Here is a 26,904-nt window from a genome sequence, read left to right on the forward strand (position 1 = left end):
ATTTAAATTTTCAACCCTTTTCTGCGCCTCTTATTCTCTTCACCCAGCGTTGTTCCCTCCCGCTTCCCCCGGCAAAATTTTGACCCTGATTCATGTGCCTGCTCGTCACCTGCTTTCGTCAGCGAAAGGATTCATTTTTACGGCGGTACACCACGAAACCACTAGCTCAGGCACAGAAATGAAAAAAGTACGCTTTGCTCCCCATCCGCTGGCCCTGTCGTTGCTGTTGGCGATCGCCGGCTCCTCGCTGGCGGCGGAACCGACTACCGCGCCCGTGGACGATCAGGATGTGATCACCGTGACGGCACCGGTGCTCTCACCCCTTGAAGTGGTGACTTCGCCGAAGACGCCACGTCAGCCGGTCCCGGCCAGCGACGGATCCGATTACCTGAAAACCATACCCGGCTTCAGCCAGATCCGTAACGGCGGCAGCAACGGGGATCCGGTGTTTCGCGGCATGTTCGGCTCGCGACTTCGCCTGCTGACCAACGACAGCGAGATGCTCGGCGCCTGTCCGGCGCGTATGGACGCCCCCAGCTCGTACATCTCGCCGGAAAGCTACGATCTGCTGACCGTGACCAAAGGGCCGGAAACCGTACTCTGGGGACCAGGCAACTCCGCCGGGACAGTGCGCTTCGACCGCGAGCCGCCGCGCTTTGACAGCGCGGGCGTTAAGGGAGATGCCAGCTTCCTCGCCGCCTCAAACGATCGCTTCGATGAGAATGCCGACGTCAGCTTTGGTAATAACCAGGGCTATGTGCGCCTGAACGGCAACAAATCAAAGTCGGGCGATTACAAAGACGGCAATGGCGATCGCGTGGCCTCGAAGTGGGACAAGTGGAACACCGATGTTGCCATCGGCTGGACGCCGGACGCCGACACGTTGCTGGAGCTGACTGCCGGGCAGGGTAACGGCGACGCCAGCTACGCCGGGCGCGGTATGGACGGTTCCCAGTTCAAGCGTGAAAGCCTTGGGCTGCGCTTTAAGAAAGAGAATATCGGAGAGGTCTTCGACTCGCTGGATATGAGCGTCTACTACAACTACGCCAACCACATCATGGATAATTACTCCATGCGTTCCCCGGACTCAGGCTCGATGAACGGGATGCCGATGGGCTCGATGGACATGTCGATGCCGATGGAGAAACAGGTGGATCGCCGCACCGTTGGTGGCAGGATGATGGGCACCTGGCTGTGGTCAGATTTCCAGCTGCAAAGCGGGGTGGACATGCAGACCAACACCCACCGCAGCAACGAAGATGACGAGAACAAAGGCTGGCAGGAGGATGCCCGCTTCCACGACTACGGCGCCTTTGGCGAGCTGACGTGGAATGCCACCGAACTGAGCAAAGTCATCGGCGGCGCGCGTCTGGATAAGGTCGAAGTGGACAACTATACCGGCATCGGCAGCAACAGCCGGGAAGATACCCTCCCGGCGGGCTTCCTGCGCCTGGAGCATAACCTCGGCAGCACACCGGCCATGGTCTATGCCGGGCTGGGCTATACCGAGCGTTTTCCTGACTACTGGGAACTCTTCTCCCCAACCTATGGGCCGGACGGCACGTCGGACGTGTTTGATAATCTGAAGCCGGAGAAAACCACCCAGCTCGATATCGGGGCCCAGTACAAAGGCGAGCGCACCACCGGGTGGATCTCCGCTTACCTCGGGCGCATCAACGACTACATCCTGTTTATCTACGATCCGGACGACAGCCACGTCAGCCAGGCCGACAACGTCGATGCCACCATCATGGGCGGCGAGATGGGGGCCTCGTATCAGCTGAGCGACCAGTGGAAAACCGACGCCACCCTGAACTACTCCTGGGGACAGAATACCGACGATCATCAGCCGCTGCCGCAGATGCCGCCGCTGGAAGCACGTCTTGGTCTGACGTGGGAGCAGGGCGACTGGAGTTCAACCGGGCTGCTGCGCATGGTCAGCCCGCAGCATCGGGTGGCGATGAATGAGGGTAACGTGGTCGGAAAAGATTTCGATCAGAGCGCCGGGTTTGCGATCCTCTCCGCCAATGCGGCATACAAGGTGAACAAATACCTGAAGCTGAGCAGCGGTATCGATAACCTGCTCGACAAAGACTACAGCGAACACCTTAACCTGGCGGGGAACAGCAGCTTCGGTTACTCCTCCGATACCCCGGTGAATGAGCCTGGCCGCACCGTCTGGGCGAAAATGAACGTTACTTTCTGAGGCGATCGTAACACCGCCGGTCGGTGACCGGCGGTGGCATTAGCTGTTGCTGGTGGCAGATTGCTTGTGGAACAGCTCTCTGAACACCGGATAGATATCGTCCTGGTCGCGGATGTGCTGCATCGCGAAGTTATCAAACATGGATTGCAGATGATCATATTCACGCCACAGCGTCTGGTGGGCGCGGCGGGTGATCTCGATATAGCTGTAGTAACGCACCACCGGGAGCAGTTTTTTCGCCAGAATTTCATGGCACAGTGGCGAATCATCCGCCCAGTTATCGCCATCCGACGCCTGCGCCGCATAGATGTTCCACTGCGCCGGGTCGTAACGCTCCTTCACCACCTCATCCATCAGCTTCAGGGCGCTGGAAACAATGGTACCGCCCGTCTCCTGCGAGTAGAAGAACTCATGCTCATCCACCTCTTTCGCCTGCGTGTGATGGCGGATATAGACCACTTCCACGTTCTTATAGGTTCGGCTCAGGAACAGATAGAGCAGAATATAGAAGCGCTTGGCCATATCTTTGGTGGCCTGATCCATCGAGCCGGAGACGTCCATCAGACAGAACATCACCGCCTGGCTGGAGGGCTCCGCACGTTTTTCGTAATTCTTGTAACGCAGGTCAAAGGTGTCGATAAAGGGCACGCGCTCAATTTTAGCGCGCAGTTCGGCAATCTCTTTGCGCAAACGCTCCTCTTCCAGTAATTGCGCGGGTTCGCTGTTGGTCACGCTATCCAGGCTGGCTTCCAGCTCGCGAAGCTCACGCTTTTTACCCGCCGTCATGGCGGTGCGGCGGGCCAGCGAGTTCTGCAAGGAACGCACCACGCTGATGTTGGCCGGGACGCCGTTGGCGGTAAAACCGGCCCGGTGCGTTTTATACTCATTCAACTGACGATGCTGATTTTTCTTCAGATTCGGCAGGGCCAAATCTTCAAACAGCAGATCCAGATACTCATCCTTGGAGATCTGGAACACAAACTCGTCCTGACCTTCTCCGTCCGGGCTGGCCTGGCCCTGACCACTGCCGCCACCACCACCGCCTCCGCCCTGCGGACGCTCGATGCGGTCGTTCTGGATGAAGTGATCGTTACCGGGATGAACGCGATGGCGCAAACCGCCGCGTCCCTGATGGAACATCGGTTCGCTAATGTCGTCCGTCGGAATGGAAACGGACTCCCCACTGTCTACGTCGGTCACCGAACGCTTGTTAATGGCCTCGGAGATCGACTGTTTGATTTGCGCTTTATAACGACGCAAGAAGCGCTGGCGATTTACCGTGCTCTTGTTTTTGCCGTTAAGACGCCGGTCAATAAACCAGGTCATATGCCCCCCCGTACTGCATTTGCCAACTTTCAGTGCCCGTAAGTGCCGGATGGCGCTGACGCTTATCCGGCCTACGGAACATTGTTGTAGGCCCGGCAAGCAACGCGCCGCCGGGCTTTGCGGGCTGTTAAGACGATTTACGCACGCGCAGGTACCATTCGCAGAGCAGGCGAACCTGTTTGCGGGTGTAGCCTTTCTCCATCATGCGGTCGACAAAATCGTCGTGTTTTTTCTGCTCGTCGGTTGAGGTTTTGGCATTAAACGAAATGACCGGCAACAGCTCCTCGGTATTGGAGAACATTTTCTTCTCGATAACCGTGCGCAGTTTTTCATAGCTGGTCCAGTTCGGATTGCGTCCGCTGAAGTTCGCTCTGGCGCGCAGCACGAAGTTGACGATCTCATTTCGGAAGTCTTTCGGATTACTGATCCCGGCTGGCTTCTCGATTTTTTCCAGTTCCGCATTCAGCGACTCGCGGTCAAACAGCTGGCCGGTATCCGGGTCGCGATACTCCTGATCCTGGATCCAGAAGTCGGCATAAGTGACGTAGCGGTCAAAGATGTTCTGCCCGTACTCAGAGTAAGATTCCAGGTAGGCGGTCTGGATCTCTTTGCCGATAAACTCGGCGTATTTCGGGATCAGGTAGCCTTTGAGGAACTCCAGGTAACGTTCAGCCTGCTCCTGTGGGAACTGCTCACGCTCAATCTGCTGCTCCAGGACATAGAACAGGTGTACCGGGTTAGCGGCCACTTCGGCGTGGTCAAAGTTGAACACGCGGGAGAGGATTTTGAACGCAAAGCGCGTGGAGAGACCGTTCATCCCTTCATCGACACCGGCGTAGTCGCGATACTCCTGGTAGGATTTCGCTTTCGGATCGGTATCTTTCAGGCTTTCCCCGTCATAGACGCGCATTTTCGAGTAAATGCTGGAGTTTTCTGGCTCTTTCAGGCGCGACAGGATCGAGAAGCGCGACAGCGTTTCCAGAGTGCCCGGGGCGCATGGGGCATGCACCAGCTCACTGTGGTTCAGCAGTTTTTCGTAAATCTTGATCTCTTCGGAGATCCGCAGGCAATAAGGCACCTTGACGATGTAAACACGGTCAAGGAACGCCTCGTTGTTTTTGTTGTTGCGGAAGGTGACCCATTCCGATTCGTTGGAGTGCGCCAGAATAATGCCGTTGAACGGCAGAGCGGAGATCCCTTCCGTACCGTTGTAGTTACCCTCCTGGGTGGCGGTCAACAGCGGATGCAGCACCTTAATGGGCGCTTTAAACATCTCGACGAACTCCATAATCCCTTGGTTGGCGCGGCACAGCGCACCGGAATAGCCGTAAGCATCAGGATCGTTTTGCGCGTGGTTTTCCAGTTTACGGATGTCCACTTTACCCACCAGCGCAGAGATATCCTGGTTGTTCTCGTCACCCGGTTCGGTTTTAGCAATCGCAATCTGTTCCAGAATGGACGGCCAGGCTTTCACCACGCGGAATTTGGTAATATCGCCGCCAAATTCATGCAGGCGCTTCGCGGCCCACGGCGACATGATGGTGCCGAGATAGCGACGAGGAATGCCGTACTCTTTATCCAGAATCTGCGCATCTTCCTGCGGGTTGAACAGGCACAGCGGATGGTCGTTGACCGGGCTGCGTTCGCCGTTGGCGCTGAGCACGTAAATCGGTACGCGCTGCATCAACGCTTTCAGCCGTTCAGCCAGCGAGGATTTACCGCCGCCGACGGGGCCCAGCAGATACAGGATCTGTTTCTTCTCTTCCAGACCCTGAGCAGCATGCTTCAGGTAGGAAACAATCTGCTCGATGGCATCTTCCATGCCGTAAAATTCTTCAAACGCAGGATATCGGGCGACGACCCGATTCGAAAACAGACGGGAAAGCCGTGGCTCCTGGGCAGTATCAACCATATTCGGCTCACCAATAGCCATCAATAGTCGTTCTGCCGCATTGGCATAGGCACTGCGATCTTGCCGACAAATGGTAAGAAACTCCTGCAGTGTGAACTCTTCGTCCTTGGCAGCTTCATAGCGCTGGCGATAGTGATCGAATATATTCATGGCATGCCGTCCTGTTGTAATCTGTGGGAACATTCAACAGCTATATGTTTTTAGCGTCACTTTCAACGGGATAATTTTTATGTACCGTCCTATTTGTTATGAGCGTGTATCGTCTTTTGATCAAGTTTTGAGTGGGTCAGGACTAGATGACCAACGTTCAATTATTGAACAGTTCTTAGACGATAACCCTGAGAATTTTACGAAAAATAGGATTTACATAACGGATGAAGGGGTGTCAGCTTTTAAAAATGCTAACATTTCAGCGGAGTCCAATCTTGGTAAATTTTTGCAGGATGTGCGAGGACGCAAGTACGGCAAAGGTGACGCACTTATCGTTACATCGCTGGACAGGTTGAGCCGAAGGTCGAGCTGGTCTGAAAACACAATCCAGTTCATCGTGACTAGCGACATAGTTATCTACGACATCAGTACAGGACTGGTGTTAAAGAAAGATGACAACTTTTCAAAGATTCTGATGGAAATCATTCTGCAACGTTCACACAACGAATCGCTGATGAAATCTGTAAGGGCAAAAGTAGCTTGGCAGAATAAAATTAACAAGGCCGTAGCCAATGGTGATGTTGTTACTAGTCGTATGCCGTTCTGGTTAGAGAACGTTGACGGTAAGTACTCAGTCATCAAAGAACAAGCGGAACTGATCGTAAATTGCTTTAACTGGTACGTTAAAGGATTGAGTACTGGTGAGATCATCAAAAAACTTAATAAACCGAAGTGGCACATGGTCACTGTTTCACGTCTCATTCGTGATCGTCGTTTGCTAGGTGAGCATAAACGCTCCAATGATGAAGCAGTACCTAACGTTTACCCAATAATTGTTGATAGTGATTTATTCGTAACGGCAAACAGAATGATGGATTCAGTAATGATCCAGAAGAAAAAGCCTGCTGAAAAGATGGAGTACGTTCCAGAAGTCGTTAAGAAGATTTTCCAACTGTATGATGCTGGTGTAGGTACTGGTGCAATCGTAAAACAGATACCTAGCGGGTGGAGTACTGTTAACGTTCTTAGAGTACTCAGAGACAAGGACGTTGTTGAACAAAGGATCATCGATAACCTTACATTTGAACGAGTGAATTTAAAGTTATCTAAAAATGGTGTTGCAAACCGTATTAGAAAAGATATCAAAATTGCCGCCGATGATTACATAACAAACCTGTTTCCTCGAATTCTAAAATGTGGCTGTTGTAATGGTAACATTGCCATACACTATAACCATGTTCGTGCAAAGTATGTGATATGTCGTAACCGTGAAGAAAAAAAGACATGTGATGCAAAGTCATTTCAGTACATCAGAATTGAGGAAAACATTCTAAAGGTTGTTAAGAATGTGGATTTCCAAAAGCTAATGAATGAGGGCAGGGCAGACAAAAGCAGTATTTTAGACTCGTTACGTATCGAATTATCTTCATTGCGAGAGGAAGAAAAACTCTATCAAGAGAAGATAGCCGAACGTAAGGCCGCTGGTAAGAAAGCATCAATAGCATTCATGGAAGGCTTAACAGATGTTCAGGACAGGATTGATGAACTTGAAGACAGATTGAGTCATGAACAAGCAGAAAGTGAAATTCCTGCTTTTGATTTCAATCTTTCTGATGTGTTAGAGCCAACAAATGTAGAGCTTAGGGCAAAAGTTCGTAAAGAATTGAGATTAGTACTATCAAGTGTGAAATACATATTAGATGATAAACGTATTTTTATATCATTGAAATATTTCAATGAAGTTATTTCTCATTTAATTGTTATCAGTAACAAACGTTTTGGTGGTGAGGTTCTACAAGAAATATCCATTACAGAAAAGAATGGAGAAAGGATCTATGACATTAAAGAACTAGGTAAAACAGTCTTTAGAGTTGTTGTTACCATTGATGCTTATGATATGTGGACGCTTTCACTTAGTCGAAATAAAACTGTAGAGGCAGTAAGACAATACTTAAATCTACTAAAACGTGAAAATCTTGATTTGATTGTAAATGAAGATCAGATCGAATGGATTGATTAAGTACTGAATGATTCATGGAGCCTCGCATCAGCGGGGCTTTATCATTTGTTATACTGTAAATTTAGGGTAATGGCTTGGAGGTATAGAAAGCGGTACAAAGCTTACATAGTAAAGTAACAAATTTTAGATAAAGCTTCGCACCCGGTGGGTTTGAATTTTCCGTGTAATTTAAAGCGAAACCTTTATATCATTACGGTTGTGAATGGTCAAGAAAAAATTTAAATTCCTCGATATTTTTTTTGAAAACTGTACAATAGCGTCATAAACCAAAACCAACGGAGGAGTACGACCCATGAGATGATTGTTAATTAAGAGGAGTAGCAAAGATGCGTAAAAAAAGAAAACAAAGATAAAAAGGAAAAGGTCAGCCTTTTTTTTCCAGCTAATTATGATATTGGACTCTCACTAAAGGAAAAGGTAGGTTTGAGGCTTTTCTCAAAGCGTGAGGATTCCAACGATGAAATTATATGTCAGTACTTTTTTTCTGACATGATTAAAGTGCAAAGTATATTCTTGCCATATTCTTCTGATATTCAAATCATTACAGAAGAATTTCCGCTATCTGAGAAAGGTTGTCAGGAATGCACACAAGCATTTAAGCACCCTATTTCAATGGAAATTGTACAAACAATACTTGAAACGAATTGTTTAGTAACAGGACTTGTGGTCTATTCAAAGCCTTTACTGAAATTAGTTAAATAGTATATCAATTCGATGGTGTTTTAAGTACTTCCAAACTAAATAATATAGTTAATAGTAATAGGGAGTACTTAAATGAATTTGTTTAAAAAGTAAGCATATGAGATGGTGGGGGTTCTGCTCTACATTTTTGTGATAATCCCTTTTTTTTTAATAGTTTGCGTAATTTTTATGTTTTTAACGTTATTACTATGGCCTTTAAAGATACCAATGGTAAATAAATACGTAGAGCGAAAAGTGAAACGATAATATGAAATATGGTATAATATAGATAAATCCCTATCACATATAATTTAATCCCCATAAAAAACTCCCAATGATCTGGGTGTTTTTTTTGCGTTCAAAAATGAAGAAAAAGAATTCCACAGAGAAAATGTTATGAAAGAAACGAAGAAGCTATCAATTAGTACTAAATTAAATGAAAGACAGGTAGAGCTACTTGATAAGCTTATCCAGAAAGGAAAAGTTAAGACAAGAGCGGAAGCGTTGCAGTACTTAATAAATCTACAGCTAATTTTAGGTGAAAAATAAACGTTTGATACTGTCGTAAAAAGTATCGAGGCGTACTAACACGGAATGTTAGTACATATCATGGATGTTAGAACATGGAAGTTTGGAAAAAAACAGCTTATACAAATTATGAAGTAAGTAACTTAGGCAGAGTGCGTAATACTAAAACAGGTAAAATATTAAAGGGGCATATTAACGATGGGAATGGTTATCGGACAGTATCACTTTCAACTCAAAATGGCACAGTAACAATAGAAGTACATCGATTAGTAGCAATAACATACTTAGGTTTTGAAGCTGGTAAAGTAGTACATCATTTAGATGAGAATAAATTGAATAATCAACTTATCAATTTAGAGTGGGTTACTCAGCAACAAAACGTACAGGCATCAGTAAGACCAAGAATTACTAATCCGAAACTAACGCCAGCACAGAAACAAGTTGTGAAAGAATTATATTCAAATGGTATGTCATGTATAAAAATCACGGCACATTGTAATCAACTATGGGGAAGAACAACTACAAGAGCGACGTATACACGCATTGTGAGAAACTAAAGAAGTATCGAGTGCTGGTATGTGGATGCCAGTACTTTTTAAGTAAAGGAAATTATTATAATGAAAAAAAATAATGAAGAATTCAAATCTATTCAAGGTGGGTTTAGTAGCTATAAAAATGATCTTACAGTTGAAGCAAAACGTCTAATCATCAGTACAATCAGTGAAGCGATGAAAAGTAGTAACAAGCCTTATTCAGCGGCTAAAGTGTACTATGTAGTATATAACGCAAGTACTTTGAACTTTGACGGCGTGAAGTACTGGCTACAACGCTACTACGCGACGCACCGAGGCGAACCACTGCCACAGGACGCAACCATACGTAAGTACGTTACCGTAGTGAAGAAGGTAGCGAAGGTACTGGTAGAGGCACATACGCAGGGTTTAAAACTCTTCAAGACTGCCGAGGAAGGGAAGCACTACATGAATGAAGAACAGCAGTATCAATTCAAGACTCTGATTGATGAAGGCGTAGCAACAGAGGATCTGATGGACGCCTTAAAAAATATGATTGATAAAAACGAGAACCAATAGGTTCTTAATTGATGCATTTGGTTCTCGTTTTGAATATTTTTAGAACCTAAAAATGCTTTTAATTTGCAATATTATGCATTTGAGTGCTATTTTTATGCATAAATTATGGTTTTTATGCATAAATTAAGCAGCCTGTGTAAAAACGAGAACTATATTAATATTAACCCATACCCATAACTTTATAAGTATATGAGACTTACATATTTCCAGTCTCAAAGAGCCTATTCGCTTTGCTCATAGTCTCTATAAAACTCAAAATAAGATCGAAACTTGCGTTTTGCCAGTCCCTAAAGGAACTACAAAAGCCGCCGAGTTCCATTACTCGCTTTCGCTCAGTCAGGTAACAGTACTGACAAAGGACTACTCAAAGTAATTCGTGAGTACGACGCCCGAGTCAAGCTACTAGCCCAGCTACCGAACGGAGCGAAAGCATAGTGTGTGGCTATATTTGAGTCTTAAAACGATACCGAAGGGGAGCGAATACAATAAGATTGGTGAAATGGACATGGTTATTACTACAGGCGTAATATTCCTAGGAGCGTCACTGTATGGATCTGTGACTTTGAAACGGATCAGTACTTTCATATGGTCACTAGTATGAAAGTACTAATCATCGATCATTCAATACTGGTAACAGGTAAACCACTTACATTAGCCAATGTGATCTCTTTGGGTATTAGGTCAAAAGTACCTTTTACCTCTTCCATCTGAAAGAACTTAACAGGGCTTGTTCGGTTTGATAAAGCTGACATGATGCTAAATTTGACCGTATCCTTACAACGCAGGCCAAAGGATACACTCTCAAGAATAAATGGTGACTGTTGTAGCCCTGGTTTGCCAATCATTCGATACTCGTTTTCATATTCCCACTTCTTTGACTTAACGTAGTAAATCGCATTATTAACTATAGCCTTAACACTACTCGAATTATTAACTAATTCATGAAGTTGACTAGTAGAAACGGTACGAATTCCATCATAATCTACTGCTTTGATTTTATTTTCAGAGGCAAATCCTTCAGGTTCTCCGGGTAAGCGATAACCGCAGCAGAAACCTTGATGATCGTCTGAATAGTGTGCCCACATAAGCTGACAATCATTGTCTCTAGCTAATGACAAAACACCAATGTTACGACTAGTCAACAACTCAGATTTTATTAAGTCCTCGTATATTCCGATAGCAACATGACTCATTTTGGGAGTAAGACTATCTTCAATATGTTCCAAAAAGATATCAATCTTATTTTTCAATTCTTCAATTTGTGCATCTTCAAATTTATTATATTCATGCTTGGTTTTTGTATTTTGTGTGTTATGTTTTCCAAGTAATTCATCTTCACGAAAAATAAGTCCTAACGATACAGGGTTTGAAAGAGTGAGTCCAAGTGAGATAGGTTGTGGGTGTTTTATTTTGTCACCTTGATAATTAAGATATTTCATGACAGGTGTTCGTAAGGCTTTTAATTCACGAGCCTGCGTATCAAACATGAGTTGTGCTGCTATTTCACGTAATTTCTTAATATCACTCAAGTCGTCTATAATTGACGGCTGACAGTCGAAAGGGTCATTAAACGAAACCGGATCAGCAAGGTAAACAGTATCATTTATTAAAGAGTCTAAGCTGTACAAGCTGAACGCTCTATATTTGTATAAAATGCGAGGGATTACCTTATTCATTTCATTACCCTTTGAAGTACTTACCTTATCATTATCAATTATTACTCAAGAATAGTCAAAACCAATTATTAGCGTTTTGAGCTAAAGGATTCTATGTGTAACTTAGCTTAAACATCATTTAGATTTTATAATTATATAATCAGTAATAAATCAAAAGTTGTTTATAAAATGTAAAATGTAAACCGAACAGGTTACGTATACAATGGTGTAAAATTTACATCAGAACGCGACATGCGACATATCAACGTCCTTATTGATAAAAAGCCAGAAGTGAAAGCGTACATTCAGTCATTAGAAGGATGCATTACAATACAACACAATATCATTCTTAAATATGAACCTGATGCACAGAGGTTTAAAGATGAACTTACGTTAGATGAAGAACGGATTAATAGAACTGGAATGTAGTAGGGGGCGTGATGCCCCTTATATTTTAATGCAAGATTTATCAAAATAATGATCGAAATTCTTATGTAATGATAGGAATGATTTATAACATTTAGAGAATTCTTGGTATGAGGCATCAAGTGCTGATAATTTTGATTTTACATATTCAGGTGAATCTAAACTAGTTTTTTGTTTTAGTTTAAGAGCTTTAACTTCTGTCCAAAATTCTTTATGGTTAGTGTTAAGTTGGATATACGCTAATCTTATTTGATCGAGTGACTTAGATGATTTTTGTGTGAGATTCCATCCCAAACTCGAAAGTTTTCTCAGGTTACGTTGTATTCCTATGATCGCTGCATTTCCTTTCATTGATATTGCTAAACCTCTATTACATTCATCTAAATTACAGTGAACATCAAGATTATAATCAGTAAATTGAGTATAAACATCGAGACTCATATTATGGCGATATATTTCAAATACCACATTCGAAAACTCGTGGAGGTCATTGAAAATGATATCCTTGGCTAAAATATAAGCATCTTCATCTTTTCTTTCTCTCAGCCAGTCCTTAGCATTCATCGCGGCATAAACAGCAGCACCTGCCATAAGAGCGTTTGAAAAGGCACTGATCCAGTCAGTTAGCATCTTTCCGCCATCGTTGAACAGTGCTTTAAGTAAGGTCAAAGTACCAACTATGCATAAGGCACTTACCGAACCAATTAGAATTTTATTAGTTTTATTCACTGATAATCCAACTATTCTGTAATTGAAATCTGTTAGTACTTAACGGTACACTATGATTCCCCTGTTCAGTACCGTCCGTCTATTCGGGGTTTGTTACCTGGTGCTGTTCAGGGGAATAATTAACTAATTATCAATGAATTAAATAATTATCTCAAAGAGAATCAAAACCACGAATCAAAGAAGCTTGAGATCTTGTCACAAACATAATCTTTGGCCTTTTTAAGAGGCTCTCTCACAATTTTTGGAATTGGAGCATTATCTATAATGGAGTCAAGAACGTCTTTTACCGCTTCGGTAAATCCCTTTTTTGATTCTTGCTTAACCTCTTCAGTTTTATTTTCTTCACGAAGAGTACTATACACCGCAGCTTTGGAACGCTTCGGTAATCTTAAAACCATTTTTTTGACAAGATTGCTGATATTGTATTTTAACGGAGCCGATACCGATATACATCCATTATTATTCTCAAACAATCGACTGTAGATATCAATTTCTTTACGCTCAAGGTTTTCTATTTGTGTAGCAGAAGGGCGTTTCTTAGAACCATCCCATTCGTATGAGGGTTCAATCTTGTCAGCTTGGTTTATTACAAACAAGATTTTATCTTCAGCTCTAAGTGGCTTAATAACATTTTTGTAGAAATTTTCATCAGGACCGAGTGCTCTGTCGTCAGCTTTGATCACCCATAAAATCAGGTCAAGTGTTGGTATTAATTCTTGATAAAGAGTCTTATATTCGATATCTCTTGCTTCGCTTTCACCCACTCCTGGCAAATCAATAAGGGTAAGTTTTCTGCCCCCAACGTCAATTTGTAATTCTTCAAGTTTTCTTGTGCAAGCCTCTACATGGCTAACTTTACATACATCCTGCTGGAATATTGCATTACACAATGACGATTTTCCTACGCCGGTTTTACCCATGACGCCAATGCGAGGTTCATAGTCTATAACTTCTGTCAGTTTTTTCTTAGTATATCGAGAGATATCAGGAGGCAGGGATGATAAGATATCGTCTAAAATTTTAGACTTTTTATTAGCTGTATCACCATCAACGTGTTTGTCAATATTATCAGTTTCATTTTGATTAGCACTTGACACTTCTGAAAGGCGTTTGTTTACATTTTGAATTACTTCAAGTTGCTGATTAATTATCTTCGACCACGATCCCATTTTAAATCCTTATAAGCAATTGAATTTTTATCCTTTTATAAGGATTTATTAACAAAATGTCAATTAGTTCCCACGAAATCCTTACGACGGTGACTTAAGTCAAATTAACTTGATTACTAATGAAAGATGTTATAATGCAACAAATAAGATTTTCATGACTGTAAGCTTGTCGTACTAAACACGGCTTTAAGCAATACTAAACTACCAACATTATACAGTGTAATTACTAATCCAAATATTATGTTATTAGTCTTGTTCACTGATAATTCATCAATTCTGTAATTGATACCTGTAAGTACTAACATGTACACTACTGAATTACCCTGTCCAGTACCATGTTTGGGGTTTGTTTGTTGCGGTACTGTTCAGGGTAAGTTATTTAGAATTTCTTATCTCTAATCATTTCTGCAATTAGCTTTCTCATTTCAAGTGAACATTGCTCGGTATAAAGATCTGCATTTTGAATGTCGATTTTATCGATACGGGCATTTAATTCCGAAAGAAATTCATCTGATTGTACTAATTCCATCATAGCAGCAGTAAATTTACGTTTGTTAATCTCGTTAATTGAAGATGGTAAAATTGCCATTGTTGCAGCTACAGAACCTTGCCATTCATCTGGGGTTATAGTATCAACAGCTTCTTTAACAGTAGTTCTATCAACATTTGATTCTTTATTTGATTTCTTTGACTTGAATATGTTTTGAAATAAATCTACAAATACATCTACTACCTGTTCCTTCTGCTTAGGTGTCAGATACTTGAATAAGGAAAGCAATAAATTAAGGAACTGGAATAATTCAGCAAACATTTGTTATCCTTTAATCATTTGGAAGGAGTAGGGATTTTTACCAAATTGAAATTTTAATTGGGTGTGTTTCTTCATTTGGTTTTTCTTTTGTCAGGTAATCAAAAATGCTTTGTTTAAAACTTAAAATGAATGTAATGTGTTCTGTCATTTCCTTATGGTGACTCACTACAGAAGGTAGAGAGCTTTTCATTTTTTTAATGAATCTCTCTCTAATAAGTTCTGCTTCACTCATGTAAATACAGTCAATGTTCATATAGTATGTTTTGATAAGACTATCAAACATCTCAATTTTTCTCATCAAATTCACATGGCAGCCTAAGTAAGGCACCAATGGAAAATATCCATATTTAGTTATTACATAAAACTTGAAATGAATACTTTTTGCTAAAGACTGAAGTTCAGTGTTTATTTCAACAAAGGATTTAATATAATCATCCAAAACTTCATCTTTTAAACAATGATTAACACCATTCAATTTTGAGTCTAAATTAACTGCTTTAAAATTTAACTGTTCGATTAATACAGAGATTTTAATGTATTGTACAGTGATTAAATCATCTACTATTTCGTAGGCACGTTCTCTATTCTTATTGTCAATCCACTTATTGTAGGCAAGCAAAGCAACTGCAAGTGTACCGACAGTTGCTACAGCACTTAACGCCGCCCACCAGTCAGCAGCTTTAAAATCTACTTTACTACCTTGTACCAGTACCATTACACCAGTAAGCAACAGCATTCCTACTATACTAAGTAGCAGGATATTAATAACTTTTAGTACACGATCCATTGTTAATCCTGTAAAACATAAATGAATCTACTGGGTATAGAACAGCCCTGAACAATACTTGTCATCATCAAGACTGTTCAGGGTAAGCATTTTAGAACTTTAAGTTATCAATAATTGAGTGATAACTTTGATCTTCATTTTTTATCTCTTCAAATTTCATATTAACTTTTTCAAAGCGACCCTTCAAATCATCTACAAAAGATTGTAACTCATTAATAGGGCAATAAAAATCAAGTAAATGTAACTCTTTATTCTTAAATTGGCAATTGGTCACGTTGTAACTCATGTATCCATTAGTTCTATAAGTTTCTGCCCATTCTTCTGTGGGAGTTTCTGATAATGTAAAAATCATTAATTTAAAAGTTTCATTTTCTTTATCGTATACAGATTTGTTTTTATCGAATCCAGTAATTACTATTTTATCGTTTGTCATTGTTAGCAACCTTGTATGAAAAGCCCATCAAGCATTATCGTTATAACCCGCTAACTATCCTACAACAACTATCAAGTACTTGATATCCCTCTCAGAATGGAAGTTCACCCTGATCACAAAACCAATCATCATCGTGTACTTCATGCATACACCGTACAGCATTCAGGTATGTCAGGCCGTCAAGTACTCTTTCTAACGGTTCGTCATAGAGCAGTACAAAGCAATCCCTTTCGATAACGCCCAGCCAGTACTGCCCGTACTGATTCTGGAAGAACACACGATCAGCAATATGGTAATCCTCTAACGACGACCCCCAGTAACACACAGTAGCCCAGTACCCGAGATGCACGAACCGCTGTACTCCACTGGTTATCGATGGATCATACCCATCCTTGTTACCCATAATGCAATCCTCTATAACTGTATATGCATACAGTGTTGCAGAGAGGGGAAGCAAGATCCAGATGGTAGTACTTCACGATGCATACAACGCTCTGTACCGCTCTGTATCCCGTTCTAAGCGAGGTGGTACAAACACGTGCAAGTACTCAAATGATTGATTTAAAAACCATATATATCGATACAGGCAGGTTAAAAAGGTACTCGGCAGATACTCACACTCGGGAGTGTTCGGCAGCGAGTTCTTTTAATCGTATGTGCCTTTTTTGATCAATCGCGTGCCGAACCTACTGAAACCATAAATACCAGTACAGCAACAACAGTACTGGAGATTTCAGAATGGCTATCAACAAAAATGAATACGGCAGGCGATACGGTGTGAATGAATCTACCGTTCGTGGATGGGTAGAACGCGGTATGCCACAAGATACTGATGCCGAAGCTACCGCCTGGATTGTAGAGAACATACTCAAACCGTTGCGTGATACCGATACGAAAGAGCAGATTGAAAAGGCTCGTCTAAGGAAGTTAATTGCAGAAGCAGAACAGGCCGAAACCGAACTAGATAGGCAGCGTGAACTACTGATCCCCGCCGATGAAGTTTACAAAGAACTAAACCAATTCTTTAAAACCTTCCGTGATTACTTCCGCACGTTACCGAACAAGATTCAGTACGAAGTATTTGAACAGGATTCTGTGCTCAAAGTTAAGCGAGTATTACAACAACGCATTGATGAAATGTTAACTGAAATCGGGGATATGAAATACGAAATAGAAAAAGGCAAGGATGCCGAAGATGAAAACAAACAAGACTCTGAAAGTACTTAAACGTACTATTAAAATATTAAAACCGCCTCAAAAGATGAAGCCCAGCGAATGGGCAGAGAAACATTTAATTTTGCCTGATGGTGCAGCAGCCGGGCAGAAGTTAAAATTATATTCCTTTCAGAAAGAAATGCTAGATATTATTGACGACGATCGATACCGCAAAGTTGTATATAAAACATCAGCCCAGATTGCAAAAACCACTTTGCTAAATTCAGCATTATTTTACTGGATGGGTACTGATTCTAGTAACATCGGTATTGCACAAAGTTCATTGGCAGAATTGAAACAATGGAAATCTGCAAAAATTGATAAAACAATTGAGCAGGTGCCAGTACTACAAGAACTAGTCACAGACAAGAACGACAAGACCAAAGCAAACAACCAGCAACAGACAGAATTGAATGACGGTAGTTTTTTGTACTTTATGACGTTGGGATCTGCGAAGGCGTTACGAGGCAAAACACTAAAACGGATCATACTTGATGAAGTATCTGCAATCGATCAGCACTCAGAAGAGGGGAACCCGATTCGCCTTGCAGAACAACGTGCAACTGATTTCGGCCAGGAAGCAAAAATACTTATAAGTTCAACACCAACCTTTAAGGGCGATGCTATCGATGTTGAGTACCAGAACAGTGATCAACGTGAGTACTTTGTAAAGTGTATTCACTGCCAGTATGAACATTCATTGAAGTGGGAGAACGTAAAATTCGAATGGAAGCTGAACGGCAAGCGTAGTATTCCAGATGCCATTACTGCAAAGTTACATTGCCCAGAATGTCAGGAAATAATTACTGAATCACAACGAATTAAAATGGTAGCAAATGGACGTTGGATTGCACAGAATCCAGAAATAACCGATACAGCAGGATTTTTTATTAATCGCCTGTATTCACCAAACAGTACTATCCAGGCTATTGCAAAAGAGTTTGAATTAGCATGGTATGAATATAACTATCAATCCTTCTATAATACAGTACTAGGTTTACATTATTCAGATCTTCAAGAAGAACTAGATGATTTAGCATTAGAAAATCTACGTGATGATACGTTTGATTTATCTAATATACCTGATTCAGTACTGGGAATTGTTGTCGGTTGCGATCAGCAATTAGACAGACTTGAAGCACAAGTATTAGGTATTAATGAAAGTGAATTATTCGTTTTAGGATATCGGTACTTCTACAGTCCTAACTGTGAGATTAAAGGTGCTAAAGCCTATAACGATCTTGCGACCTTCTGTAATCAGAAGTTCAAGACAGTATCCGGGCGTGAAGTACCAGTGCTTAAAGTTGCTGTTGACGGTGGTAACGGTAGAGCAATGCAGACGGTACATAGTTTCTGTCAGCAGTATAAGAAGTTTGAAATGATCAAGGGTTCATCAAGTACTACAGGTGACTTGTTCAAGCGTAGTACTACCGATGGTAGGCAGTTCTACATGCTGAACGTGCACGAGGGTAAGACATGGGTACGTAGCCTTCTTAACAACGCTGTAGCAGGTAAAACAGATGCACCATTAACGATACGTTTTGCACACGATTTGCCTGATGACTACTTTGATCAGCTCACATCTGAGAACTTATGACCTGCCCCCAGGATTAGATACAACCTTCAGTTAGTAATGTCGGTTGGTTTTTCTTCATATTTCCCGTTTCGCCAGTCCGCTGCAAATTCAGCCGGAGTCTGGTAGTTCAGCGATGAATGTGGACGACACTCGTTATAATCCTGCCGCCAGTCATTAATCGTTTTCCTGGCGTGAACTATATCGCTGAACCAGTGCTCATTGAGGCACTCATCCCTGAATCGTCCGTTAAAACTTTCAATAAATCCGTTCTGTGTTGGCTTGCCCGGCTGGATAAGCCGCAGCTCCACCCCATGCTCATAAGCCCACTGGTCAAGTGCTCTGCAGGTAAACTCCGGCCCCTGGTCCGTTCTTATCGTCGCCGGATAGCCGCGAAACAGTGCAATGCTGTCCAGAATTCGCGTGACCTGAACGCCTGAAATCCCGAATGCGGCGGTAATCGTCAGACACTCCTTCGTGAAGTCGTCCACGCAGGTCAGGCACTTGATCCTGCGACCGGTGGCCAGCGCGTCCATGACAAAATCCATCGACCAGGTCAGGTTGGGCGCCTCCGGGCGGAGCAGCGGCAGACGTTCTGTTGCCAGCCCTTTACGACGTCGTCTGCGTTTTACGCCCAGCCCGTTAAGGTGGTAAAGGCGGTACACGCGCTTGTGATTAACATGAAGGCCTTCACGGCGCAGTAACTGCCAGATGCGTCGGTAGCCAAAACGCCTGCGCTCCAGTGCCAGCTCAGTGATACGCCCTGATAAATGCGCATCAGCAGCCGGTCGCTGAGCCTCATAGCGGCAGGTCGACAGGGACAAACCTGTAAGCCTGCAGGCACGACGTTGCGACAGACCGGTCGCATCACACATCAACACCACAGCTTCCCGCTTCTGGTCTGTCGTCAGTACTTTCGCCCCAGAGCCACCTGAAGCGCCTCCCTATCCAGCATGGCTTCAGCGAGCAGCTTCTTGAGGCGGGCGTTCTCTTCCTCAAGCGACTTCAGGCGCTTAACCTCGGGCACCTCCATACCGCCATACTTCTTACGCCAGGTGTAAAAGGTGGCGTCGGAAATGGCGTGCTTGCGGCAGAGCTCACGGGCAGAAACCCCGGCTTCGGCCTCTCGGAGAATACTGATGATCTGTTCTTCGGAAAAACGCTTCTTCATGGGGATGTCCTCATGTGGCTTATGAAGACATTACTAACATCGCGGTGTATTAATCAACGGGGAGCAGGTCACCGTTATACAGGCTCAGAATTCGAATACAAGGTGATTGAACATGCGAGTACTTTCGCATCCTATGGGGTATGGATAGTACCTCAAGGTTCAGCGGGTTTTGTCTACAGTGGGGTACATTGCTACGAGCGGAGAGAATCAGGTAAGTACCAGAAGTTTGTGAATGACACAGGCTTAAACTTACATCCTGGGGTAGGTATTGATACCAGTATCTACAAGGACGAATGGAACGGTACTAAGGTCATATGTGAAAGCGTTTGTGTAGATTATGATGGTACAAATCTATAACTGCATCACCCAGTAGTGGTTTTTAACAGATAGAGATGGGGGACATAGGCTGGGTGAAAAACAACCAATTAGGAATGATAAAAGATTTTTTGAATGTTCCCGTTGATGATTTTATGCGTCCTTTCGTTTTTTAGCACAGGAAGAGAGCCGTTCATATGAATAGTAGAGGCTCCCGGAAGCGGGATCCGTTGCACCTCACTGCCAGAGCAGCAACCCGTGTGCCAGGTCGGGCGCTAAAACCGCGGGGGTGATCGGGTATTCAGCTTCTTAAAATTAAGCGTAGATGGCATTTGCAAAACTTGCCTGCACGCAAAAACCAATTTCAATGACATATCAATAACTCATCCAGAAATTCAGCCAAATCCTGTCAGACAATGAGACTTCCTTCACTGAACGGTAATCTGGCTGACAGCGTTCCGTCATTAACCGCACACAAGATAATCGGTTAATCAAATTGATTAGCTGACAAAAAATTTTGAGAAATGAGGGGAATGACGGTTACACTTCATCCGCTGATTATTTGACTACAGGAAAGAATGGATTGTGACCAAACTCAAACTTCTGGCACTGGGGATTATCGTTGCCACCTCAGTGAGTACAGCATACGCGGAGAATCAGTGGTCAGTTGGTGCTGGTGTCGGCGTAATCAATAGCCCTTATAAGCAATATGACCGTGATTTCTACCCGGTTCCGGTTATCACCTACGAAGGGGATAATTTCTGGTTCCGCGGGCTGGGCGGTGGCTACTATCTCTGGAACGACCAGACCGACAAGCTCTCCATCATGGCCTACTACGACCCAACCCACTTCAAGCCAGGCGACAGCGACAGCTATCAGCTTCGCCAGCTCGATAAGCGTAAGAGCACCATGATGGCCGGAGTTTCCTGGGTTCATAATACTGAATACGGTTTCCTGCGCACTGCCCTGGCGGGCGATACGCTGGATAACAGTAACGGCTATATCTGGGATCTGGCGTGGTTGTACCGTTACACCAACGGCGGGCTGACGCTGACCCCGGGCATCGGTCTGGAGTACCACAGCGAAAACTACAACGACTACTATTATGGTGTGTCCCATAAAGAGTCCCGTCGCAGCGGCCTGAACAGCTATGACGCAGACGATGGCTGGAACCCGTATCTTGAGCTGACCGCCAGCTACAAGTTTGCTCCAGACTGGAACGTCTACGCCACCGGCCGTTACAACCGCCTCAGTGATGAGGTGAAAGACAGCCCGATGGTCGATAAGTCCTGGACCGGGCTGATGTCGGTGGGTCTGACGTACAGTTTCTGATTGTGCATTTTGACTGTGCAATTCATGCATTACCACGGAGCGCTTGCGCTCCGTTTGTTTTAGGGTGGTGCAATATGTGCATCATGACGGCGCGCCTGCGCTCCGTTTGTCCTGGGGTGGTGCAGATAAACAGGAGAGTGTGATGAGCGAAAAAACCGTTAATCTTGGCAACAACATCGTGCTCCCGGCCATCGGTCAGGGCACCTGGTACATGGGCGAAAAAGCCAGTCAGCGCCGGCAGGAAGTGGACGCGTTGCGGGCAGGCATTGAGCGCGGACTGACGCTGATTGATACCGCCGAGATGTATGCCGACGGCGGCGCGGAAGAGGTGGTGGGAGAGGCGATCAAAGGCCTGCGCGACGAGGTGTTTCTGGTCTCTAAAGTCTACCCGTGGAATGCCGGAGGGCAAAAAGGCATTGCCGCCTGTGAAGCCAGCCTGCGCCGTCTCGGCACCGAATACATCGACCTCTATCTGCTGCACTGGCGCGGGAATTACACCCTGGATGAGACCGTCCGGCTAATGGAGACGCTGCAACAGCAGGGTAAAATTGGCCGCTGGGGCGTCTCGAACCTCGATTATGCAGATATGCAGGAGCTGTGGCAGGTGCCGGGCGGGCAGGCCTGTGCCACCAATCAGGTACTGTATCATCTGGCTTCGCGCGGCATCGAATATGACCTGCTGCCATGGTGTCAGCAGCAGTCGATGCCGGTAATGGCTTATTGCCCGCTGGCGCAGGCCGGGCGTTTACGCACCGGGCTGTTCAATCATCCGGTGGTGAATGCGCTGGCGAAAGAGTACAACGTCACGGCGGCGCAGGTGCTGCTGGCGTGGGTCATACGTCATCGAGGGGTCGTGGCTATCCCGAAAGCGTCATCCATTAAGCATGTGGAAGAGAATGCGGGCGCGCTGAACATTTCACTCTCTGCGGAGGCGTTAAGCCAGCTGGATGCGGCCTTCCCGGCGCCGAAACAGAAAACGGCGTTAGACGTGGTGTGACGAGAACGTAATGCCCTCTCCGTACAGAGAGGGCAAGGGAAGGGGATTAACGCTTCACAATGTGAATGGTCTGTCCCAGACGGGAAGGTTTCTCTTCCGTCGCCGTCTGTGGTTCGCTGACGCAGGCGGTTTCCACGCAAACAAAGGTCTTATAGCCGTCATCCGGAACGTCACCCATGCTCACCGACAGCGCCGGGCCCGGGTTCCAGCCCACCACGTTGCTGTGGTGATGGTGAATCACTTCAATCGCGCGATTCAGCACGGTATCTTCAATAACGCTGCAGGCTTCCGGGTTCAGGTAGACGCGGTCAGTACGATCCGGGAAGGTCTGTGAACCGTCGGTCAGCTTGCCCTCTTTCGCATTATCCACTTTGTCGATAAAGCTATCGCCGAGGCCGTTCACCGTGACGGCAGCGATATCGCCGACGTTGAAGTAGGTATGCAGAGCAGAGGTGGTCTCAAATTCACCGTGCGCTTCCAGTTCGATCTCGCAGGTTTTACCCAGCTTGAAGCGGGCGTAGAGGGTGAAGTCGTGCGGCCACAGTTTGCGCGTCTCATCATCGCTTTGCAGTTCAAAGGTCAGCACTACGCCGGATTCATCTTCGTTGTGGGCTTTCAGCGTCCACGGAAGATTACGGGCAAAGCCGTGCGACGGCAGGCCCTGCTCGGTAGCCGGGCCAAACCATGGCCAGCAGATGGGTACGCCACCGCGGATCGCCGCCCCTTTTTTAAAGGAGGTGATGTCGCTCAGCCACAACGCTTCCACTTCGCCTTCTGGCTGCCAGGAGAGCAGATGCGCGCCCTGCAGGGCGACAGAAGCCTGTACCTGCGGATGCTCAACCACGATGACTTCAACATCATCAATCTGGCGGCGGGAAAGCACAGGGGTAAGCTGTTCGACTACCGGAAGTGCAAAAATTGTTTTTATCATTACGCAATCCTCTGTCTCTAATGCCATAAAAAAAGGCGACCGAGGTCGCCTTTTTTGGATCAGTTTCTCATCTCAACTTATTTGGAGATGTGAGCGATCAGGTCCAGAACTTTGTTAGAGTAACCGGTTTCGTTGTCGTACCAGGAAACCAGTTTCACGAAGTTGTCGTTCAGTGCGATACCTGCTTTAGCATCGAACACGGAGGTGCACACTTCGCCGTTGAAATCGGTAGAAACAACGTCGTCTTCGGTGTAACCCAGAACGCCTTTCATTGCGCCTTCAGAAGCCGCTTTGATTGCTTTCTTGATTTCTTCGTAGCTTGCTGCTTTTTCCAGACGAACGGTCAGGTCAACAACAGATACGTTTGGAGTTGGAACGCGGAACGCCATACCAGTCAGTTTGCCGTTCAGTTCTGGCAGAACTACGCCAACTGCTTTAGCAGCACCGGTAGAAGAAGGGATGATGTTCTGAGCTGCGCCGCGGCCGCCGCGCCAGTCTTTGTGAGACGGGCCATCAACGGTTTTCTGAGTAGCGGTGGTAGCGTGAACGGTAGTCATCAGGCCTTCAACGATACCGAAGTTGTCGTTGATAACTTTAGCCAGTGGCGCCAGGCAGTTGGTGGTGCAGGATGCGTTGGAAACGATGTCCTGGCCAGCATACTTCTCGAAGTTAGCGCCTTTAACGAACATTGGGGTGTTGTCTTTGGATGGTCCAGTCAGAACAACTTTTTTCGCGCCAGCGGTGATGTGCTTACGCGCAGTTTCGTCGGTCAGGAAGATACCGGTTGCTTCAGCAACAACGTCAACACCGATTTCGTTCCACTTCAGGTTAGCTGGATCTTTTTCAGCAGTAACACGGATGGTTTTGCCGTTGACAACCAGGTGGCCGTCTTTCACTTCAACGGTGCCGTTGAAACGACCGTGAGTTGAGTCGTACTTCAGCATGTACGCCATGTATTCAGCGTCTAACAGATCGTTGATACCAACGATTTCGATGTCAGAACGTTCCTGAGCAGCACGGAAAACAATACGGCCGATACGGCCAAAACCGTTGATACCTACTTTGATAGTCATATATTCCACCAGCTATTTGTTAGTGAATAAAAGGTTGCGTGTAAAATTACAAAAACCTTACGCAGCGTCAAGCGGAATCGTGTCAATCATTGCGACAAATCAATCCTTCGCACTACCTCTGCTCGATTGACCCACCTCACATTCCCTTGGAGCTAGCACCCATATGGGGCCTGCGCACGGAATTTTAAAGGGCTGACCACATAAAAACGTGGAGTAGATCACATTTGTCTGCGCACCTCTACGCAACGAGTAAGTTTAGATCAAAAGTTCATACTTCAGTGTTAATGTTTTGTTAGAATCGTGGGTAAAAGTTGTCTGTTTCAACTGCGAGATGTAAGCCTATGTCGAATCAACAAAACCCCGATGAACTGAAAAAAAACCTCACCGAAATGCAGTTCTACGTGACGCAAAACCACGGGACGGAACCGCCGTTTACCGGGCGTCTGCTGCATAACAAGCGCGATGGTGTCTACCACTGCCTGGTGTGTGACGCTGCGCTGTTCAACTCCCAGAGTAAATACGATTCTGGCTGCGGCTGGCCAAGCTTTTATGAACCGGTGAGTGAAGAGGCGATTCACTATCTTAAGGACTTCACCCACGGTATGGAGCGCATTGAGATTCGCTGCGGAAACTGTGACGCGCATCTCGGTCACGTCTTCCCGGACGGCCCTCAGCCTACGGGCGAGCGTTTCTGCGTCAACTCCGCCTCATTAAGCTTCACCGACGACCAGAATGGCGACCAGACGAAAGGCTGAAAAATCGATTCAGCAAATTATTCCTTCGGAGCCCGATTTAACATGAATATTGAAGAGATGATTAACGGCATGACGCCGGATGTTTATCAGCGTCTGGTCACCGCGGTCGAGCTGGGGAAATGGGCCGATGGTGTAGCGCTGACGGCTGAGCAAAAAGAGAACTGCCTGCAGTTAGTGATGCTGTGGCAGGCGCGCAACAACACCGATGCGCAACACATGACTATCGACACCCAGGGTCAGATGGTGATGAAGAGTAAGCAGCAGCTGAAAGAGGATTTTGGCATCGCGCCGAAACCCATTGCGACCCTGAAAATGCAGTAACCCTGCGGATTAAAACCCTCTCCCAGCGGGAGAGGGTATATTTTTATTTAATCCCCAGCGACTCCGCGAGCTGCTTCGCCAGCTGATTATTGTCATCCGCGCCGTACTCCCAGAACATCGCCCCGGCCAGCCCTTTCTCTTTGATGTACTCCGCCTTGATCGCCACCGATCGCGGGTTCTCGTACGACAGAGCAAACAGCGCCTTGCCATCGTCACCCTTCACCGACAGCCACGGCACCTGGGCCCGATCGTCCCACTGCTCGGTAAAGCGTTTCTGCGGATCGTTTAAAAACGTCTTCACGATATCGTTGTACTTCACGTAGGTGTCTTTGGTCAGGTCGTAGCCCAGCGATTTGAACAGGTCGATCTGCTGCGCGCTGAAGTAGGGCTGGGTCGCAGGGTTTTTCTGTGCATCCGCTTTGCTCCAGTCGATGCCCGGCTCCACGGCGCGCTTGGGCACGCGGCCATAGAAGCCGATGCCGAGGTTCATCTGCTGCGGCTTCAGCCCGGCAGCCAGATAGTTGTTGACCACGAAGTCCACGCTGTATTTATCCGCTGCGGCTACGGTCGGCCAGGCGCTGGAGTCATACAGGTTGGCGTTAAAGTACTGGGTGCCGTACGCCATGTCGTAGGTCATCAGGTTGATGTAATCAAGTAATGGCGCAACCGCCTTCACGTCGACCCAGCTTTTGGGACTTTCTGCATTAGCACCCACGGCAATGGTCACCAGCTTTTTAGCCCCGAACGCGGCACGCAGCTCTTTCAGCAGGGCGGTAAAGTTATCCCGATCCGCTGGAGTGCTGGCGACCAGTCCCCATGCGCCGTTTACCGGGTACTCCCAGTCGAGATCGATCCCGTCCAGCCCGTATTTTTCAACGATCGCCTGTGCGGAACGAATAAACACCGCGCGGGTTTCCGGGCTGGATGCCGCTCCCGAGAAGCCACGCGCGCCCCAGCCGCCCACGGAAAGCAGCACTTTAAGGTCAGGGTTCTGTTTGCGCAGAACAGGAAGTAAAGCCAGGTCGGCGGCGACTTTCGGCGAGAGCCAGATCTGGTGCAGTTTGCTCGGATCTTTTAGCGCCGGGTTGGTTTCGTCTTTCTCGTCGTTATAGATCAGGCCAAAGGAGTAGTTCAGGTGGGTGATCTGGCGAACGTCGAGTTTGTTGATATCCCCGCCTGGCCCGGCGGTGACGTCGCCGCCCCCGTTAAAATAGCCCACCGACATCAGGGAGCTGGCGGAAGCAACGGACGCGCAAAGCAGGGGTAAGGCTGCCAGCAAGGGCAAATGTTTCATAGC

General features: G+C 45.8%; 23 protein-coding genes. 11 read left to right on the forward strand and 12 right to left on the reverse strand.

All coding sequences use genetic code 11. The annotated features are described in order from the left end of the window. Positions 1 to 178 precede the first annotated feature (178 nt). Entirely contained in the window at positions 179 to 2,206 is a 2,028-nt protein-coding gene (locus AAHB66_RS09185) for a TonB-dependent copper receptor (RefSeq protein ID WP_347115962.1), read from the forward strand. 39 nt (positions 2,207 to 2,245) lie between these two features. Here the strand turns inward: AAHB66_RS09185 and AAHB66_RS09190 are convergent, their stop codons facing one another. Further along, positions 2,246 to 3,532, reverse strand: a complete 1,287-nt coding sequence (locus tag AAHB66_RS09190) for a YeaH/YhbH family protein (RefSeq protein ID WP_347115963.1) — start codon at positions 3,530 to 3,532, stop codon at positions 2,246 to 2,248. Positions 3,533 to 3,659: 127 nt separating this feature from the next. Continuing rightward, on the reverse strand, positions 3,660 to 5,594 hold the full coding sequence (gene yeaG / locus AAHB66_RS09195) for a protein kinase YeaG (RefSeq protein ID WP_142489132.1): 1,935 nt from the start codon (positions 5,592 to 5,594) through the stop codon (positions 3,660 to 3,662). A 79-nt stretch (positions 5,595 to 5,673) separates the two neighbouring features. On the opposite strand from yeaG, the gene AAHB66_RS09200 reads away from it, so the two are divergent. The 4 genes from AAHB66_RS09200 to AAHB66_RS09215 all read left to right on the forward strand — a co-directional run bounded on the left by AAHB66_RS09200 (position 5,674) and on the right by AAHB66_RS09215 (position 9,914). Further along, entirely contained in the window at positions 5,674 to 7,614 is a 1,941-nt protein-coding gene (locus tag AAHB66_RS09200) for a recombinase family protein (RefSeq protein ID WP_347115964.1), read from the forward strand. 1,077 nt (positions 7,615 to 8,691) lie between these two features. Next, positions 8,692 to 8,844, forward strand: a complete 153-nt coding sequence (locus AAHB66_RS09205) for a hypothetical protein (protein WP_347115965.1) — start codon at positions 8,692 to 8,694, stop codon at positions 8,842 to 8,844. 74 nt (positions 8,845 to 8,918) lie between these two features. After that, positions 8,919 to 9,380 (forward strand): NUMOD4 motif-containing HNH endonuclease, encoded by a 462-nt coding sequence (locus tag AAHB66_RS09210; RefSeq protein WP_347115966.1) that lies wholly within the window; start codon positions 8,919 to 8,921, stop codon positions 9,378 to 9,380. 60 nt (positions 9,381 to 9,440) lie between these two features. Next, positions 9,441 to 9,914 carry a hypothetical protein gene (locus tag AAHB66_RS09215; protein WP_347115967.1) on the forward strand — a complete coding sequence of 158 codons (474 nt, stop codon included), beginning with the start codon at positions 9,441 to 9,443 and terminating at the stop codon, positions 9,912 to 9,914. A 617-nt stretch (positions 9,915 to 10,531) separates the two neighbouring features. Here AAHB66_RS09215 and AAHB66_RS09220 read toward each other — a convergent pair. The 6 genes from AAHB66_RS09220 to AAHB66_RS09245 all read right to left on the reverse strand — a co-directional run bounded on the left by AAHB66_RS09220 (position 10,532) and on the right by AAHB66_RS09245 (position 15,924). Beyond that, positions 10,532 to 11,590 carry a DUF2971 domain-containing protein gene (locus AAHB66_RS09220; RefSeq protein WP_347115968.1) on the reverse strand — a complete coding sequence of 353 codons (1,059 nt, stop codon included), beginning with the start codon at positions 11,588 to 11,590 and terminating at the stop codon, positions 10,532 to 10,534. A gap of 426 nt (positions 11,591 to 12,016) precedes the next feature. Next, entirely contained in the window at positions 12,017 to 12,724 is a 708-nt protein-coding gene (locus tag AAHB66_RS09225) for a hypothetical protein (protein ID WP_347115969.1), read from the reverse strand. Positions 12,725 to 12,885: 161 nt separating this feature from the next. After that, positions 12,886 to 13,893, reverse strand: coding sequence for a GTPase (locus AAHB66_RS09230; RefSeq protein WP_347115970.1), 1,008 nt, complete (start codon positions 13,891 to 13,893; stop codon positions 12,886 to 12,888). 379 nt (positions 13,894 to 14,272) lie between these two features. Beyond that, on the reverse strand, positions 14,273 to 14,704 hold the full coding sequence (locus tag AAHB66_RS09235) for a hypothetical protein (RefSeq protein WP_347115971.1): 432 nt from the start codon (positions 14,702 to 14,704) through the stop codon (positions 14,273 to 14,275). A 37-nt stretch (positions 14,705 to 14,741) separates the two neighbouring features. After that, positions 14,742 to 15,491, reverse strand: a complete 750-nt coding sequence (locus tag AAHB66_RS09240) for a hypothetical protein (protein ID WP_347115972.1) — start codon at positions 15,489 to 15,491, stop codon at positions 14,742 to 14,744. A gap of 91 nt (positions 15,492 to 15,582) precedes the next feature. After that, positions 15,583 to 15,924, reverse strand: a complete 342-nt coding sequence (locus AAHB66_RS09245; protein WP_347115973.1) for a hypothetical protein — start codon at positions 15,922 to 15,924, stop codon at positions 15,583 to 15,585. 738 nt (positions 15,925 to 16,662) lie between these two features. Between AAHB66_RS09245 and AAHB66_RS09250 the strand changes: the two genes are divergently transcribed. Further along, on the forward strand, positions 16,663 to 17,151 hold the full coding sequence (locus AAHB66_RS09250) for a hypothetical protein (RefSeq protein WP_347115974.1): 489 nt from the start codon (positions 16,663 to 16,665) through the stop codon (positions 17,149 to 17,151). Next, positions 17,120 to 18,736 carry a terminase gpA endonuclease subunit gene (locus AAHB66_RS09255; RefSeq protein WP_347115975.1) on the forward strand — a complete coding sequence of 539 codons (1,617 nt, stop codon included), beginning with the start codon at positions 17,120 to 17,122 and terminating at the stop codon, positions 18,734 to 18,736. The genes AAHB66_RS09250 and AAHB66_RS09255 overlap by 32 nt, the downstream gene beginning before the upstream one ends. 26 nt (positions 18,737 to 18,762) lie before the next feature. Here AAHB66_RS09255 and AAHB66_RS09260 read toward each other — a convergent pair. Beyond that, positions 18,763 to 19,883 (reverse strand): IS3 family transposase gene (locus AAHB66_RS09260; protein WP_347115976.1). Its coding sequence is split into 2 segments (ribosomal slippage): positions 18,763 to 19,625 and positions 19,625 to 19,883, totalling 1,122 coding nucleotides; the frame shifts between segments, so codons are not numbered across the junction. A gap of 900 nt (positions 19,884 to 20,783) precedes the next feature. Here AAHB66_RS09260 and AAHB66_RS09265 point away from each other — a divergent pair. Then, on the forward strand, positions 20,784 to 21,530 hold the full coding sequence (locus AAHB66_RS09265; protein ID WP_347115977.1) for a MipA/OmpV family protein: 747 nt from the start codon (positions 20,784 to 20,786) through the stop codon (positions 21,528 to 21,530). A gap of 142 nt (positions 21,531 to 21,672) precedes the next feature. Then, the gene (locus tag AAHB66_RS09270) at positions 21,673 to 22,527 is read left to right on the forward strand and encodes an aldo/keto reductase (RefSeq protein WP_347115978.1); all 855 of its coding nucleotides are present in this window, start codon (positions 21,673 to 21,675) and stop codon (positions 22,525 to 22,527) included. A 46-nt stretch (positions 22,528 to 22,573) separates the two neighbouring features. Here AAHB66_RS09270 and AAHB66_RS09275 read toward each other — a convergent pair whose 3' ends face one another. Both AAHB66_RS09275 and gapA read right to left on the reverse strand, forming a co-directional pair. Continuing rightward, positions 22,574 to 23,458, reverse strand: coding sequence for a D-hexose-6-phosphate mutarotase (locus tag AAHB66_RS09275; RefSeq protein WP_347115979.1), 885 nt, complete (start codon positions 23,456 to 23,458; stop codon positions 22,574 to 22,576). Positions 23,459 to 23,535: 77 nt separating this feature from the next. Continuing rightward, complete coding sequence (gene gapA, locus AAHB66_RS09280) at positions 23,536 to 24,531, reverse strand: glyceraldehyde-3-phosphate dehydrogenase (protein ID WP_032617687.1); 996 nt, start codon at positions 24,529 to 24,531, stop codon at positions 23,536 to 23,538. Between the two features lie 341 nt (positions 24,532 to 24,872). Between gapA and msrB the strand changes: the two genes are divergently transcribed. Next, entirely contained in the window at positions 24,873 to 25,286 is a 414-nt protein-coding gene (gene msrB / locus AAHB66_RS09285) for a peptide-methionine (R)-S-oxide reductase MsrB (protein WP_347115980.1), read from the forward strand. Between the two features lie 42 nt (positions 25,287 to 25,328). Beyond that, positions 25,329 to 25,607 (forward strand): YeaC family protein, encoded by a 279-nt coding sequence (locus AAHB66_RS09290; protein ID WP_313825476.1) that lies wholly within the window; start codon positions 25,329 to 25,331, stop codon positions 25,605 to 25,607. A 43-nt stretch (positions 25,608 to 25,650) separates the two neighbouring features. On the opposite strand, the gene AAHB66_RS09295 is transcribed toward AAHB66_RS09290, so the two are convergent. Continuing rightward, positions 25,651 to 26,901 (reverse strand): glycoside hydrolase family 18 protein, encoded by a 1,251-nt coding sequence (locus AAHB66_RS09295; RefSeq protein ID WP_347115981.1) that lies wholly within the window; start codon positions 26,899 to 26,901, stop codon positions 25,651 to 25,653. Positions 26,902 to 26,904: the final 3 nt, after the last annotated feature.

The organism is Leclercia sp. S52 (assembly GCF_039727615.1).
Classification (GTDB): domain Bacteria; phylum Pseudomonadota; class Gammaproteobacteria; order Enterobacterales; family Enterobacteriaceae; genus Enterobacter; species Enterobacter adecarboxylatus_B.